Source organism: Pseudomonas sp. MF09150 (assembly GCF_059862355.1).
Genome location: NZ_JCBCUS010000002.1, coordinates 679,253 through 692,922 on the forward strand (window position 1 = coordinate 679,253; position 13,670 = coordinate 692,922).

Here is a 13,670-nt window from a genome sequence, read left to right on the forward strand (position 1 = left end):
CGGCGTCCGGCGACCCAGCCTTTGCGTGTGAAAACTCGTTAATCCGTGAGCCAGGGCGCATTCATGGGACGAACGGGCGTGGCCATCCACGGCGGTTTGGCTTGGTTTTTTGTGGGCCTGCAAAGGCCAGCGCAGCCTGGCGGCGGCTACAACGGCTCAGGAGTATTCGATTTCCAGGGCGTCGAGCTGGTGGTCGAAGCTTTTGAGGCGGGCGCTCCAGGTGTACACCAGCACTTCGAAGTCGCGATCGATCACCGCGCCGCCCGGGGAATCCCCTCGCGGGTCGCAGAAGTCCAATTGGTAGCGCTGGCGGGCCATGGCGGCGGCGACGTCGGAGAGTTCCCGGGCGTTATTCAGCCAGTGCCGGCCGTCGGAGGATTGGCGGTCGAGGACCACACACTGTTTCTTCAGGGCTTCGAGGCTTTTTTCCAGGGGGGTGCCGGTGAGTTCGCCCATGACTTCCTGGAAACTGCGCCCCGGCTGCCAGTAGCTGCCCCAGAAATAGCGATCGAACACGGTTTCGACCCGACGCAGCGCGACCTTGGTGTCCCAGATCACCACCAGGGTCTTGCTCTGTTCCAGTTGTTTTTTCTTGAGCCGCAGGCTGCCGAGCGAAGCCCAGGCCACCACCACGATTGCCAGTACCGCGATCAGCGCACTGGCGCTGTCGAGGAAGACCATCGCCTTGTCGATCTGGTGGGCCAGCATGATGCCGTAGAAGTAAGTCGCAGAGAGCAGCAACAGCGCGCACAGAACGCACCAGAAGCCGGGAGCATAAGGGTTTTTCATTATTGGAATCCCCATGACCATCACGTGCTTGAGCCGTGGACGGGGGCGCTCTTGAAAGGCGCTCGCCCAACAGCTCAAAGCATAGCAACGGGCTCAGGGTTTGCTGGGCGGCGAGCCTTGCGTTCGTCCGCTTTCCCAACCACCGCCCAGGGCCAGGAACAGATCGATCTGGCTCATGGCGACCTGGGTGTTGGCCGAGGCCAGTTGCGCGCGCATATCGGTGTAGGTCCGGGTGGCTTGCAGGTCGGCCAGGAACGACGCACGGCCGGCCTGGAAGAAGCGGTGGGTCTGGTCCGCCGCCTGCTGCGCCGACACTTCGGCATCCGCCAGGGCGTCGCGGCGTTGCAGTTGGGCACTGTATTGCGCCAAGCCGGTCTGGGTTTCGCGGATGGCGTTGAGCACCACCCCGTCAAAATGCGCCAGGGCACCCTGACTCACGGCTTCGGCCTGATGAATACGCTGGCGGGCGCCATTGGACGGCACGCTCCAGCTCAACAGCGGGCCAAAGCCCCAGCGATTGGTGGCGGGCTTGCCGAGGTTTTCCAGGATGCCGACCGTGCCGACGGTGGCGCCGATGCTGATGTCCGGGTACAGCGCGCCGGTGGCCACGCCGATGTCGGCGGTGGCGGCCGCCAGGCGGCGTTCGGCTTGGCGCACGTCGGGCCGGCGCTTGAGCAGGGTCGCGCCGTCACCCACCGGCAACAATTGCGCAATGTGCGGCAGCTCGGCGCAACTGCTGGTGCCGGCGGGCAGTTGGTCCAGGGGTTTGGCCAGCAACATCGACAGGCGGAACAGCCCGGCCTGGCGCGCCGCTTCATAGCGCGGCAATTCGGCGCGCAATGACTTGAATTGGGTCTGAGAGCGGGTGACCTGGGTCTCGTCACCGCGTCCCGCATCCCGCAGGCGCTGGGTCAGCTGGGTGCTCTGGGCTTGCAGGTCGAGGGAATGCTCGGCGATCTGCCGCTCCTCGTTGGCCGCGCAGATTTGCGTATAGGCCCGGACCACGTCGGCCACCAAGGTGATGCGTGCGGTGTCGGCCGCGGCCTGGGTTGCGTCGGCATTGGCCTTGGCCGCCTCGATGCCTCGCTGCAGGGTGCCGAACAGGTCGAACTGATAGGAAGTGCTGATCGCGATATCACCGACATTGGCCACCGGCACCTTGCCGGCCTGGAGGAAGGCTTCGCCCGACTCCTGCAAGCGCTGCGCCCCCATCTTCACCCCGCCGCTCCAGCCGCCGGCAGCCTGGGCCTCGTCGACCTGGGCCCGGGCCCGCGCCAGGTTGGCCGCGGCGACCCGCAGGTCGGTGTTGGAGGCCAGGGCCTGCTGCACCAACTGGTCCAGGCGCGGGTCCTGATACAGGCGCCACCAATCGCCGGGCACCGGCGCCGAAACCACATCCGCATCCTTGGCCGCCAGTTCACCTTGCAAGTCGGGACGCTGCAGCGCGGCGTCCGCCGGCAACTGGTAGTCCGGCCCGACCATGTGGCAGGCCGAGAGCAGCAGGCCGAACCCGGCCAGGGCCAAACGCGCCGCCGTGTTCATTGCCCGGGCTCCTGCTGCGGTTTGCCCTGGCCATCGATGATCGACACCGTGGCGGTGCGCCCGGCGATCATGCGGAAATCCGCCGGTACATCGTCAAAGGCGATTCGCACCGGAATCCGCTGCGCCAGCCGCACCCAGCTGAAGGCCGGATTGACGTTGGGCAGCAGGTTGGAACCGCTGCTGCGGTCGCGGTCCTCGATACCGGCGACGATGCTTTCGACATGCCCGCGCAACCGTGCACGGTCACCGATGACCCGGATGTCGACCGCCTGGCCGACATGGATACCGTCGAGCTTGGTCTCTTCGAAATAACCGTCGATGTGGAAGGAGTTGCTGTCCACCACCGACAACACCGGGCGCCCGGCGGTGACGAATTCCTGGGCCCGCGGCGCACGGTCGTTGACGTAACCGTCGACCGGGCTGCGGATCACCGAGCGGTCGAGGTTCAACTGCGCGCTGTCCACCGCCACCAGGGTTTCGGCCAGGGCCGACTGGGCACGGGCCACCCGCGACTGGCTTTCTTCCAGTTGCTCGCGTGGCACCAGGTTGCCCAGGCCCTTGTTGCGCCGGGCTTCACGCTGGGCCTGGTCGAGGGTTTCCTGGCGGTCGGCGAGGGCCGCCCTGGCCTGGCGCAGGGCCAGCTTGAAACGGTCCTGGTCGATGCTGAACAGCACCTGGCCGCGCTGCACCAACTGGTTGTCGCGCACCTGGACCTGCTGGATCAACCCGGACACATCCGGCGCGATCTGCACGATGTCGGCGCGAATATGCCCGTCCCGGGTCCAGGGCGCGAACATGTAGTACATCACCATGCGCCACACCACCACGACTGCGAAGGTCACCACCAGCAAGGTCAGGACTACGCGACCGATGGTCAATAAAGGTTTTTTCATGTCATCAGGTATCGACTGAGTGAATCCACCACGCCGAGCAGCAAGGCGTAGAGACCCACGTTGAACAGTGCCCGGTGCCAGACCAGGCGATAGAAGTGCATGCGCGTCAACAACCCGTGCACCACCAGGTACAACACATAAGTAATGCCCATCAGCACCAGCAGCGTGGGCAGGAATACCCCACTGATATCCAGATCACCGATCATAAAGGCGCTCCATCGATGCCATGGGGAAGCGGTTCTTCAAGCTCGCCGCCACCGACGAATTCCACCCCCGGCAGCAAGGCCAGGCGCAGGCCGCTGAGGGCGTGCAGCAGATGCAGGCGCGTTTCGTGGTCGTCCTGGGCCTGAGCGTTGAGGGCGCGCCGGGTACGGTCCAGGGTCATCAGCAGAGCACTGGGCGCCGGCAGGCGTTCACCGGCCTTGAGGCAGGCCTGAAAATACGCCCCGACCTCGGCCACCACTTGCCGCACCAGTGCCTGCGCCGAACCCTGCACCCGTGGCGAATAGGCCAGCAGGTCGAGGAGGTTCAGCGCCACCCGCAGTTCGCGCAGGGCGACGCCGGTGTCCTGGCCGGTCATGGCCAGGCGCGGCAGGTGCTGCATCAGTCGGTCGAGCATTTGCGCCCCCAGGTGCCGATGCTCGGCCAGGGTCGCCGGCTGCGTCAGGCCGACAATGTCGCGCCAGCTGAAGCGCGTCAGGCGCTTGGCCGCCAGCTCTGAACCGAAGGGCCGGGCAATCAGGGTCCAGACGAAGGCAAACAGCAAGCCCATGGGCCCGGCCAGGTTGGAGTTGGCGAAGCTCAGGAAGTCGGCGTCGTAGGCGCCCTGGATGCTGATAAAGGACGAGGTGTTGACGATGGTCAGCAGCATGCCGAGGTAAAAGCGCGGCTGTACGGTGAGGGTTCCGACGCAGATAAAGGGCACGGCAAAGGCCAGCACCAGCATCGGGAAGTCATGCAGGTTGGGCAGGATCAGGAACAGGTAGAGGCTGGCGAACAGCACCGACATCGCGGTCCAGAAAAAGAAGCGGTAGATCTGCGGCGCCGGGTCGTCCATGGAGGCGAAGAAGCTGCACGCCACCGCCGCCAGGATCACCGCGCTGCCGCCGTCGGTCCAGCCCAGGAGGATCCACAGCACCGAGGCGACGATGATCGCGGTGATGGTCGAGACCACCGAATACAGCATCAACCCGCGATCGAGAAACGGCGTCAGCCGGCCCAGGCGCCAATGCCGGTAGACTGCGCGCCAGGTGTCCTGGCTTTCGCATTGAATGGCGTGTTGCAGGCTACGGCAGTCCTGCCACAGGTCGATCCATTCGCCCAACCGATACAGGGCGTTGGACAGCAGCAGTTGGCGTCGGTCATCCAGCGCTTCGGCGCTCGGCTGCAAGGCGTCGAGCTGATTGCGCAGCGCTTGCCAGCGCTCCACCGAGGCGCCCGCGGCCGTGTCCTGCAACCACGCATTGGCCTGTTCCAGCAGCGGTGCGAACTGCGCCACCAATTCCGGAGTGCGTCGCTCCAGGGCATAGAGTGCGTCATCCAGGGCGTCCACCACCGGCAGCAGGTGGATCATGCGCCCCCGCAGTTCCTTGGTATTGCGCACGGTCTGTGGCCGCGCGCCTTCGTGGGGCAGTTGGCCGATCATCAGCTCCAGGCTGTTGAAGGTGGCGACCATCGAACCGCGCAGGGCGCTGACTTCCTGCGGGTCCACGGTGCGACTGAGGAAGCGCTGGCTGTAGGTGGACGCATCGGCAAACCACTTGCCGGCCGCGTCGACAAACACCGGGGCCAGGCGCCGCGGCCAGAACATGCTGCCAACCACCGCAGCGCAGACGATGCCGAGGAAGATTTCCTCGGTACGCGCCTCGGCCACGTCCCACACCGCCAGGGGGTTATCCACCACCGGCAGGGCGATCAGCGGCAAGGTGTAGCCGGCCAGCATCAGCGCGTAGCTGTTGGCGGTACGCAGGTGCAGGGACAAAAACAGCAGGATGCCGGTCCAGAGCGCAATCACCAGCACCAGCAGGTAGAGGCTCTGCACGAACATCGGCACAAACAGCACTGCCGCCGCCGCCCCAAGCAAGGTGCCGACCGCGCGGTACAGCGCCTTGGAGCTAGTGGGACCGACAAAGGGGCTGGAGACGATATACACGGTCGCCATGGCCCAGTAGGGACGCGGCATCTGCATCAGCATGGCGATATACAGCGCGATCATCGACGCGGCGAAGGTGCGCGCGCCGTAGAACCAGTCCCGCGCCGGCGGCATGCCGGTAAAAAATCCGTTCAAGAAGCGGCCACCGGCAAATGGGTCGCCGACTCGAAGGCGCGAATCACCCGCAGCGCGGCCTCAAGGTCGCCGGGCGCGATGCCGTCCAGCACTTCGCGACGCAGGCGCGCCAACTCCACCTCCACCGCCTGTACCAGTTCGCGGCCACTGACGGTCAGGCTCAGGCATTTGGCGCGGCGATCATGGGCGTCTTCGGTGCGACACACGTAACCGGCCTTGCACAACTGATCGAGCAGGCGCACCAGGGACGGGCTCTCCATCCCGGCGGCATGGGCCACCGTCACCTGACGCACGCCCTCGCCCAGGCGCCCGATCATCAACAACGGCACGGCGCAGGCTTCGGAGATTCCATAGTTGAGCAGCGTGGTCTGGCAGATCCGCCGCCAATGGCGCGAGGCGACCACCATGCCGCTGCTGATATTCATCTGGAGCGCATCGAGATTCTGGGACAAGGGAGGATTCGCACACTGTTAGTTTGCTAACTATCAATATGACATTGGCGGATATTTTTGGTCAAGTTTTGATACAAACTATTCCTGGCGACCGCTATGGGTCCATGCACAAGAAATGACTCAGCGTTTTTTGGCTCGCTCGTAAACCGTGCCGCGTTCACGCTTGCCAACCGCCACCACGGAAACCACCACCCGTTCGTCTATCACCTGGTAAACCAATCGGTACCCGGAGGCCTTCAATTTGACTTTGTAACAGTCAGGCATGCCATGCAGCGCATCGCCAGGCACTCGCGGGAACTGCACGCGCTCCACGAGTTTCTTCTTGAACTGCTCACGCAGCGTATGCCCCAGCTTGTTCCACTCTTTAAGCGCAGAAGGCAGGAACTCAAGCTTATAAGTCATCCAGACTTACCGATATCGGGGTCTCCTTGCTGCGCGCCCGTACGATTTCCGCAAGCTCCAGATCATCAAGCCGCTCCATCATGGCTTCGAAAACATCAGCCGGAACCATGTAACCCATGACCCGGTTGTGGTTTAAAACCGCCACCGGACCACCCTGGGCGCCACTGAGCACAGCAGAGGGGTTTCTCTTCAGTTCCGACACACTGACGGCTTTATCAGCCAACACACTTTGCATAATTAAGACCTCAAATTAGTACCTAATTCTGGTCTAAATTTCGCATAGTGACAAATGTGCCCTTTCTAACCCCCACGCCCCTTGCGCAACAACACATCCAACTGATCCACCACCTCCGCCCAATCGGCATCCTCCAGCACTTCATCGCGCAAAAAGTCCGCCTGGCTGCGGGACCAGAAGAACGCGTCCGCCAGGTGCAGCTCGGGCTTGAGCGGCGAATGGGTGGCGATAAAACGCTCGATGCTGATCGGGTCGTCGGGCAGGCCGAGCTGCTTGAACAGCGCCGGCAGGCTGTGGGTCGGTGACTCCATGGAGGGCTCCTGGATTTGCAAAGGGGCCGGGGTGAAAAGCGCCCGGGCCGGTTAGTGGCTGACCTCGCACACCTCGGCATGGGGCACCATCTTCAGGTACTGCTCCATGCTCATGTGCACCAGGTTGTGGTGATTGCCGGCTTCGACGTAGATGTCTTTCTGCCGTGTCAGCAAGGGGTCTATGACCATGTCCAGGCCGTAGGCTTCGCCCAGAGCCGGCACGGCGCCCCGTTCGCAGTCCTGAAACAGATGGGCCAGGGTGCTTTCGCGGGTGATCTGCCATTCGCCACTGCCGCGGACCTTGCTCAGGTCCAGGTGCCGGCTCGCAGGCAGGACCGCCATCAGGTAATGCCCATGGTGGTCGTCGAGGACCACCGATTTAGCCACCCGCTCGGCGGGCACCCCGGCCACTCGCGCGGTCTCCAGGCTGCTGGCCGAATGCGGGTGAGTCACCACATCAAATTCGCAATGCGCCTGCTCCAGGCTGCGTTGCACGGTTTTTGCCATACGCATGCTGCACCTCGGTGTCCGCCACAGGGTTGCCGGACTTGGGTTGACCACCTGTTGCTCACTGCACCTGAGTCTAGGTCGCGCCAGGGGTCGCCACCACCGCCCGGCCGATTAACTTCCCAACGGCACCCGCCGTGCAGGGCTGCACGATTCGGGCGCCCGCTTGCTCAACTAGACTCAAGCACAAGGCCAGGGAACGGATGGACGTCCCGGTGCATGACTCTCCAGGAGGGTCATATGAACAGAGGTGGATGGCGGGCAGTGCTGCTCGGGTTGCTGATCGGTCTACCGGTCGGGCCGGCCTGGGCCGTGGACCCGGTGGTGGTACTGACGCTGAACGATGTGATCAGCCCGGCCAGCGCCGACTATGTGCTGCGCGGCCTGGACCGGGCCGCCGCCGAACACGCGCAACTGGTGGTGATCGGCATCGACACCCCGGGTGGGCTCGACACCTCGATGCGCGCGATCATCAAGGCCATTCTCGCCAGCCCGGTACCGGTCGCCAGTTTTGTCGCCCCCAGCGGTGCGCGGGCGGCCAGCGCCGGGACCTACATTCTCTACGCCAGCCATATTGCCGCCATGGCCCCCGGCACCAACCTGGGGGCCGCCACCCCGGTGCAGCTCGGCGTCCTGCCAGGGTCCGCCAACCCGCCGGCCGCACCGCGCAGCGACAAAGCCACCACCCCCGACCCCGCTGTCGACAGCCTGACGCACAAGCAGATCAACGATGCCGCGGCCTATATCCGTGGCCTGGCCCAATTGCGCGGGCGTAACGCCGAGTGGGCCGAGAAGGCCGTGCGCGAAGCCGTCAGCCTGCCGGCCGAAGAGGCCCTGAAGATCAAGGTGGTGGACTACCTGGCCGACGATCTTCCGGGCCTGCTCAAGCAGTTGGATGGCAAAACCCTCAACGCCGCCGGGCAGGCGGTACAGCTGCATACCCTGGGCGCAGCGCTGACTCACCATGACCCCGACTGGCGCACCCAACTGCTGTCGCTGATCACCCACCCCAGCGTGGCGATGATCCTGATGATGCTCGGCGTCTATGGCTTGTTTTTCGAATTCGTCAGCCCCGGTACGGCGCTGCCCGGGGTGCTGGGAGGCATCTGCCTGTTGTTGGGCCTGTATGCCCTGCAGTTGCTGCCGGTGAACTATGCGGGCGCAGGACTGATTCTGCTGGGCATCGGTTTTATGGTGGCCGAGGCCTTCTTGCCGACCTTCGGCGTGATCGGCTTCGGCGGCATCGTCGCCTTTATCGCCGGCTCGGTGATCCTGATGGACACCGACATCCCGGGTTATGGCATCCCGCTGCCGCTGATCGTCAGCCTGGCGGTGCTCAGCGCCGTGCTGCTGGTGGCCCTGGCGAGCCTGGCACTGCGCACGCGACGCAAACAACCGGTCAATGGCGATGCTGGGCTGGTGGGCAGCGTGACCCCGGTGACCGCCGTAGACATCGACCAACCCTGTCACGGCTGGGTCCAGCTGCAGGGCGAACATTGGCAGGTCCTCGGCGCCAGCCCCTTGCACACCGGGCAAGCGGTGCGCGTGATGGCCCGCCAGGGCCTGTATCTGCACGTCACAGCGGTCGCATCCGCGCCGCAAGGAGAATGAGATGGGCCTGGAAATAGGTGTCGGGGCGCTCGTGGCGCTGCTGATTGTGCTGCTGGTGTCGACCTTTCGGATCCTGCGCGAATACGAACGCGGCGTGGTGTTCCAGCTCGGGCGCTTCTGGCAGGTCAAGGGGCCGGGGCTGATCCTGCTGATTCCGGTGGTGCAGCAGATGGTTCGCGTCGACCTGCGCACCGTGGTGCTCGACGTCCCGCCCCAGGACGTGATCACCCGCGACAACGTCTCGGTCAAGGTCAACGCGGTGCTCTACTTCCGGGTGCTGGACCCGCAAAAAGCCATTATCCAGGTCGAGGATTTCCTCATGGCCACCAGCCAACTGGCGCAGACCACCTTGCGTGCGGTGCTGGGCAAGCATGAGCTGGACGAACTGCTGGCCGAGCGCGAACGCCTGAACATGGATATTCAGCAGGTGCTCGACGCGCAGACCGACGCCTGGGGCATCAAGGTGGCCAACGTCGAAATCAAACACGTCGACCTCAATGAATCCATGGTCCGCGCCATCGCCAAACAGGCCGAAGCCGAACGCGAACGCCGGGCCAAGGTGATCCACGCCGAGGGCGAGTTGCAGGCCTCGGAAAAACTCATGCAGGCCGCCGAAATGCTCGGCCGCCAACCCGGCGCCATGCAGCTGCGCTACATGCAGACCCTGAGTTCGATTGCCGGTGACAAGACCTCGACCATCGTCTTCCCGCTGCCGATCGAACTGCTCAAGGGCATGGCCGACCTGTCCTCAAAACCCTGAACCCGCAGCACGGCCCCGAGCCTGCGCCGCGCGCAGGCTTTCCAGGCGTGCGTAAGGCCCTCGGGCCCAACGCTCCACCTGCTCTCGCAGCAGGGGCGAGGCCTCATCGCGCTTGCTCGCGCCGTCGGCCACAAACACCTGGTCGGGCTGCTTGGCATGTTGTTCAACTCTGGAAAAAGCCCGCGCGCACTGCTCGGCGTCGAGCCCGAAAAACAGCGCCAGACGCCCGGCCATTGCCTGGGGCAGCTCGCTGTAATTGACCGCCAGCCCCTGGAACTCGACGCAGCGCTCCAGCCCCAACTGCAACAGCCGCCCCAGGCGTCGGGCGATAAACGCCTCGCGCTCGAAACCGCTCTCGGCATCATCCAAAGCACTGGGCCCGATCAACCCCGGCACCATGTGCATGCCGCTGCGACGCAGATGAGAGACAGCAATTTCCAAAGGCTCGCGGTACACGAACAACCAGGGGGTCGTGGCAAAGCAGCGGCGTAGCAAGGGCAGCTCACCGATGTTCCAGGCATCGAGCTTGATCACCAGGCGCTGTTCCACAAAGCCCCGGGCCTGGCCATAGGCACTGATCAGGCCCCGCAGCGCCGGCGCCAGGGTGTCGACCGGCAGCCCGCTGCGCAGCAGGCTATCGAGCGGCGGCGGTTCGCTGATCACGGTGCAGTGATCGAGCGCCGCCAGCATCTGGCTGATCAGGGTCGAACCGCAGCGCGAGGCGTGGCAGATAAAGGCCTGGGGCTCGCATCCCGGGCTCTCGGCCTGCCATTGGCTGAGGGTCGCCAGTGGCGTCTCGCGCCGAAACGCCTGGTTGAACGGCAAGCGCAGCGCCGCATCCACCGCCTCGCGGAAAAACGGCTGGTGCAAGGGCGTATCGCCAAACCAGCACCAGTCGACCCGCCACTGACCCTGGCGCGCAAAAATACGAATCGGCAACCAGCCGTGCAGGTTCAGTGGCTCCATTGTTCATTCCATTGGCGACGGCCCTGGCGCATTGCCGCGCGCACCTGGTCGGCGCAGATGCCCAGCCCGTGCTGCGCCGCCAGCGCCAGGGTGCGAGTGATAAAGGCTTCGCTGTCGGTCAGCGCCTGCAGGCTCTGGCACAGGTGCGGATGGTCCTCCAGCAGCTGGCGGAACTGAGCGAACGCCGCAGCGGCCGCCCCCTCTCCCGGGGCAGGAGTCGTGGCCGAACCGGCTTCGATGGCCTGGCTCAGCCAAGGGCCGGGGCGGCAGTCGAGCACCAGGTGAATCCGCTCGCTGCGGTCCCGGTTGTCCACGCTGTGGGGCCGTGAAAGATCGAGAAACCAGCATTCGCCCGCGGCCAGCGGCATGCGCTGGCCATCAAGCATAAAGTCGACCAGCGGCGGGCTGAGCAAGGGGATATGCAGGCGCAGATCAGCTTCGGGCCCTTGCAGATCGTAGTCGCGGTGCTCGAAGATGCGGCTGCCCGGCCCCACCCGCAGTAGCCGCGCCGAGCGGATCTCCAGCCCGAGGTCGCGCAGGGCCTGCTGCCAGCGCGGATCACGCTGCCAGGGCTGGCGCTCGACTGCCGCGCCCTGCCCCGGCGCCAGTTCAGTGAGGGCGTCCTGCGGCGCAATCAGCGCTACGCCGCTCCAGTCACCCTGGTAGTACTCGGCGTTGAAATGGCGCTGCCATTGCTCCGGCCTGATCTCGGCCAGGGCTTGCAGCAAAAGGGGCAGATCCAGGCTGACCGGCAGCCGCGCATACGCCACTCGACTCATGACTGGGGCAGTACCCGGCACTCGCCCAGCCAATCCAGCAGCCGGGCCACGCAGGTTTCGACGGAACCGTGGCCGGTGTCCAGTTCGAGCGCCGCGGCAAGCGGCACTTCATAGGGCGCGGAGACTCCGGTAAAGCTCGCCATCTCGCCACGTCGCGCGCGGGCGTAATGGCCCTTGGGGTCACGTTGTTCGCACACCGCCAGGGAGGCGCTGCACCAGACTTCGTGGTAGTCCTCGCCCAGGCGCTGGGCGAAGAGTTCGCGCAGCTCGATCAGGGGCGCAATCATCGCCATGATCACGATCTGCCCATTGCCCACCAACAGCGCCGCCAACTCACTGGCCCGGCGAATGTTTTCCCAGCGATCGGCTTCGGTAAAACCCAGGTCGCGATTCAGCCCGCCCCGCAGGGCATCGCCGTCCAGCACCAGGCTTTGCGCGCCCAGGGCGAACAGCTCGGCGTGCAGGGCCTGAGCCAGGGTCGACTTGCCCGCAGCCGGCAACCCGGTGAGCAGGATCGCCGCACCGCGATGGCCATTGCGGGCCTCGCGGCGGGTGCGGCTGATGCTGGCCGTGGGTGCCTGCAGGTCACTGCTGCCGGGCATGGACCACCGGCGCCGCGATATTACCCGCCGCCCAATCGGCTTCCCGACCGGCCATGGCCGTGGCGATGGACTGGACCTGGGTCGATTGCAGCTCATCCGGCAGCGGGTCGAGCCCGGCGCTGGCGAAGATCTGGCCGTAGGCATTGCGCAGGTCGGCGTAGGACAGGTCACGTCGCAGGTCGGTCTGCAAGGTATTGAGCTCGCCCTGGATCAGGTCCAGCTCACCCAGGCCGTTGGCCTGATAACGATTGCGCAACTGACCGACGATCTGCCCGTCGATATTCGCCAGCTGCTGGTTGGTCTTGAACTGGCGCATGGCTTCACGGTAGTTGGCGTTGGCCACGTAGAGCTGGGCCAGCACCGCGATCGACATCGCCTGACGCCGCGCGGTGGCCACTTCTTCACCGGCCTTGGCGACGTTGATCGCCGCCGGTGCGGAGATCACGTTGAACAGGTTCCAGGTGACCTTGACCCCGTAGTCGGCCCACTTGTCGTTGACCAGGAACGAGTTGCTGTCGTAATGCCCGCCTGCGGAAAATTCCAGCCCCGGCAACAGGCGCAGCATCGCCTTGCGGGTTTCCGCCGAGCTGATGCGGCTCTGGTAGTCCTGTTCGCGCAGTTCCGGACGGCTGGCCAGGGCTTCCTGTTCCAGCACGGCCATGTCGACCTTGAGCTCGGGGATCGAATAATCATCCACGGTCGCCAGGGTCAGATGGGTGCCCAGGGGCAGGTTGATCAGGGTCGCCAGCTCGGTCTTGGCCAGGGACAAGGCGCGACGCTGCTCTTCGAGCTGGCGTGTGGCTTCGATCAGCGAGCGCTGGTAACCCAGGGCCTGCACCGGGTCGCCGATCCGCTGTTCACTCATGCTCTGGCTGTTGCCCCGGGCCTTGTCGACCCGTGCCATGAGGCTGTCGATCTGGCCGAGCAGACGCTCGGCGGCCACCGCCCGCCAATAGGCCGAGCGCACGTCCTGGACGATAGTGTTGATCACCTTGCGCCGCCGTTCCTGGACGATCAGGCGTTGGTCACCCTGCTGCTTGGCACTGATGTAGCTGACCCCGAAATCGAGCACGTTCCACACCATGGTCAGGTCGGCCACATTGCGGTCGCGGTCCTGGGAGGTCGAGGGTTCCAGGGACTGGGTGCCGGTGCGCACGCTTTCGCTGCTGGAGGCGCTGACGTTGTTGCGCCCGGCGTAGCCTGCGGAAAGTGCCATGCGCGGCAACATGTCGAAGCTGGCGAGGTCCAGCTGCCGCTTGGCCAGGGCCTCCTCCATGATTTTCAGGCGGCCTTCGAGGTTGTACTTCACCGCGCGGGCCATGGCCTGGTGCAAGGTCAGCGGGCCGCTGAGCGGCTCCTGGTCCTTGTACATGCTCGACAGGTCGCTTTTCGCGCGCTGCTCGCTGACGCTGCGTTCGATGGGGTCACTGGTGACCGCGCAACCACTCACTACCAGCGCCAGCAGGCTGACGCTGAACAACTTCTGACTGTTTCTCATCCCTGAATTGCCCCTGGGAACTGCATCGATTAAGTG

The 13,670-nt window shown here is 64.9% G+C and carries 16 protein-coding genes; 2 read left to right on the plus strand and 14 right to left on the minus strand.

What is annotated here, in order from left to right:
* Positions 1-156 precede the first annotated feature (156 nt).
* The 10 genes from AC19YX_RS12590 to AC19YX_RS12635 form a co-directional block, all read right to left on the minus strand.
* Complete coding sequence (locus AC19YX_RS12590) at positions 157-789, minus strand: NADH:ubiquinone oxidoreductase subunit N (protein ID WP_078469191.1); 633 nt, start codon at positions 787-789, stop codon at positions 157-159.
* Positions 790-882: 93 nt separating this feature from the next.
* Entirely contained in the window at positions 883-2,331 is a 1,449-nt protein-coding gene (locus AC19YX_RS12595) for an efflux transporter outer membrane subunit (RefSeq protein WP_201128856.1), read from the minus strand.
* Positions 2,328-3,224: an efflux RND transporter periplasmic adaptor subunit gene (locus AC19YX_RS12600; protein WP_078469189.1), complete on the minus strand. Its 897-nt coding sequence runs from the start codon at positions 3,222-3,224 to the stop codon at positions 2,328-2,330. The genes AC19YX_RS12595 and AC19YX_RS12600 overlap by 4 nt, the downstream gene beginning before the upstream one ends.
* A complete protein-coding gene (locus tag AC19YX_RS12605; RefSeq protein WP_020296394.1) occupies positions 3,221-3,430 on the minus strand; it encodes a DUF1656 domain-containing protein in 210 nt (69 codons plus the stop codon). The genes AC19YX_RS12600 and AC19YX_RS12605 overlap by 4 nt, the downstream gene beginning before the upstream one ends.
* Entirely contained in the window at positions 3,427-5,511 is a 2,085-nt protein-coding gene (locus AC19YX_RS12610; RefSeq protein ID WP_500606356.1) for an FUSC family protein, read from the minus strand. Before AC19YX_RS12610 ends, AC19YX_RS12605 begins: the two co-directional genes overlap by 4 nt.
* On the minus strand, positions 5,508-5,936 hold the full coding sequence (locus AC19YX_RS12615; protein ID WP_500606357.1) for a MarR family winged helix-turn-helix transcriptional regulator: 429 nt from the start codon (positions 5,934-5,936) through the stop codon (positions 5,508-5,510). The genes AC19YX_RS12610 and AC19YX_RS12615 overlap by 4 nt, the downstream gene beginning before the upstream one ends.
* Positions 5,937-6,083: 147 nt before the next feature.
* Positions 6,084-6,365, minus strand: a complete 282-nt coding sequence (locus tag AC19YX_RS12620) for a type II toxin-antitoxin system RelE family toxin (protein ID WP_078469186.1) — start codon at positions 6,363-6,365, stop codon at positions 6,084-6,086.
* A complete protein-coding gene (locus tag AC19YX_RS12625) occupies positions 6,355-6,600 on the minus strand; it encodes a type II toxin-antitoxin system Phd/YefM family antitoxin (RefSeq protein WP_201128853.1) in 246 nt (81 codons plus the stop codon). Before AC19YX_RS12625 ends, AC19YX_RS12620 begins: the two co-directional genes overlap by 11 nt.
* A gap of 65 nt (positions 6,601-6,665) precedes the next feature.
* Complete coding sequence (locus tag AC19YX_RS12630) at positions 6,666-6,911, minus strand: DUF2789 domain-containing protein (protein WP_020296390.1); 246 nt, start codon at positions 6,909-6,911, stop codon at positions 6,666-6,668.
* Positions 6,912-6,962: 51 nt separating this feature from the next.
* Entirely contained in the window at positions 6,963-7,424 is a 462-nt protein-coding gene (locus AC19YX_RS12635; protein ID WP_020296389.1) for an aminoacyl-tRNA deacylase, read from the minus strand.
* A 234-nt stretch (positions 7,425-7,658) separates the two neighbouring features.
* On the opposite strand from AC19YX_RS12635, the gene AC19YX_RS12640 reads away from it, so the two are divergent.
* Together AC19YX_RS12640 and AC19YX_RS12645 are read left to right on the plus strand one after the other, a co-directional pair.
* On the plus strand, positions 7,659-9,029 hold the full coding sequence (locus AC19YX_RS12640) for an NfeD family protein (RefSeq protein WP_078469184.1): 1,371 nt from the start codon (positions 7,659-7,661) through the stop codon (positions 9,027-9,029).
* Position 9,030: 1 nt separating this feature from the next.
* Positions 9,031-9,789, plus strand: a complete 759-nt coding sequence (locus AC19YX_RS12645) for a slipin family protein (RefSeq protein ID WP_078469183.1) — start codon at positions 9,031-9,033, stop codon at positions 9,787-9,789.
* On the opposite strand, the gene AC19YX_RS12650 is transcribed toward AC19YX_RS12645, so the two are convergent.
* From AC19YX_RS12650 to AC19YX_RS12665, 4 genes are read right to left on the minus strand one after another with little or no spacing between them, the layout of a single operon-like run.
* Positions 9,778-10,755: a sulfotransferase family protein gene (locus AC19YX_RS12650; RefSeq protein WP_500606358.1), complete on the minus strand. Its 978-nt coding sequence runs from the start codon at positions 10,753-10,755 to the stop codon at positions 9,778-9,780. The two genes, AC19YX_RS12645 and AC19YX_RS12650, sit on opposite strands and share 12 nt — an antisense overlap.
* Entirely contained in the window at positions 10,743-11,534 is a 792-nt protein-coding gene (locus AC19YX_RS12655; RefSeq protein WP_500606359.1) for an aspartyl/asparaginyl beta-hydroxylase domain-containing protein, read from the minus strand. The genes AC19YX_RS12650 and AC19YX_RS12655 overlap by 13 nt, the downstream gene beginning before the upstream one ends.
* Entirely contained in the window at positions 11,531-12,136 is a 606-nt protein-coding gene (gene cysC / locus AC19YX_RS12660) for an adenylyl-sulfate kinase (protein WP_201128848.1), read from the minus strand. The genes AC19YX_RS12655 and cysC overlap by 4 nt, the downstream gene beginning before the upstream one ends.
* On the minus strand, positions 12,120-13,634 hold the full coding sequence (locus AC19YX_RS12665; protein WP_500606360.1) for a TolC family protein: 1,515 nt from the start codon (positions 13,632-13,634) through the stop codon (positions 12,120-12,122). Before AC19YX_RS12665 ends, cysC begins: the two co-directional genes overlap by 17 nt.
* Positions 13,635-13,670: the final 36 nt, after the last annotated feature.

What these genes read in the sequence shown, in the direction of transcription:
- AC19YX_RS12590 (WP_078469191.1), bottom strand. Translation starts at nt 789, where the DNA reads ATGAAAAACCCTTATGCTCCCGGCTTCTGGTGCGTTCTGTGCGCGCTG.
- AC19YX_RS12595 (WP_201128856.1), bottom strand. Translation starts at nt 2,331, where the DNA reads ATGAACACGGCGGCGCGTTTGGCCCTGGCCGGGTTCGGCCTGCTGCTC.
- AC19YX_RS12600 (WP_078469189.1), bottom strand. Translation starts at nt 3,224, where the DNA reads ATGAAAAAACCTTTATTGACCATCGGTCGCGTAGTCCTGACCTTGCTG.
- AC19YX_RS12605 (WP_020296394.1), bottom strand. Translation starts at nt 3,430, where the DNA reads ATGATCGGTGATCTGGATATCAGTGGGGTATTCCTGCCCACGCTGCTG.
- AC19YX_RS12615 (WP_500606357.1), bottom strand. Translation starts at nt 5,936, where the DNA reads ATGAATATCAGCAGCGGCATGGTGGTCGCCTCGCGCCATTGGCGGCGG.
- AC19YX_RS12620 (WP_078469186.1), bottom strand. Translation starts at nt 6,365, where the DNA reads ATGACTTATAAGCTTGAGTTCCTGCCTTCTGCGCTTAAAGAGTGGAAC.
- AC19YX_RS12625 (WP_201128853.1), bottom strand. Translation starts at nt 6,600, where the DNA reads ATGCAAAGTGTGTTGGCTGATAAAGCCGTCAGTGTGTCGGAACTGAAG.
- AC19YX_RS12630 (WP_020296390.1), bottom strand. Translation starts at nt 6,911, where the DNA reads ATGGAGTCACCGACCCACAGCCTGCCGGCGCTGTTCAAGCAGCTCGGC.
- AC19YX_RS12635 (WP_020296389.1), bottom strand. Translation starts at nt 7,424, where the DNA reads ATGCGTATGGCAAAAACCGTGCAACGCAGCCTGGAGCAGGCGCATTGC.
- AC19YX_RS12640 (WP_078469184.1), top strand. Translation starts at nt 7,659, where the DNA reads ATGAACAGAGGTGGATGGCGGGCAGTGCTGCTCGGGTTGCTGATCGGT.
- AC19YX_RS12645 (WP_078469183.1), top strand. Translation starts at nt 9,031, where the DNA reads ATGGGCCTGGAAATAGGTGTCGGGGCGCTCGTGGCGCTGCTGATTGTG.
- AC19YX_RS12650 (WP_500606358.1), bottom strand. Translation starts at nt 10,755, where the DNA reads ATGGAGCCACTGAACCTGCACGGCTGGTTGCCGATTCGTATTTTTGCG.
- AC19YX_RS12655 (WP_500606359.1), bottom strand. Translation starts at nt 11,534, where the DNA reads ATGAGTCGAGTGGCGTATGCGCGGCTGCCGGTCAGCCTGGATCTGCCC.
- cysC (WP_201128848.1), bottom strand. Translation starts at nt 12,136, where the DNA reads ATGCCCGGCAGCAGTGACCTGCAGGCACCCACGGCCAGCATCAGCCGC.
- AC19YX_RS12665 (WP_500606360.1), bottom strand. Translation starts at nt 13,634, where the DNA reads ATGAGAAACAGTCAGAAGTTGTTCAGCGTCAGCCTGCTGGCGCTGGTA.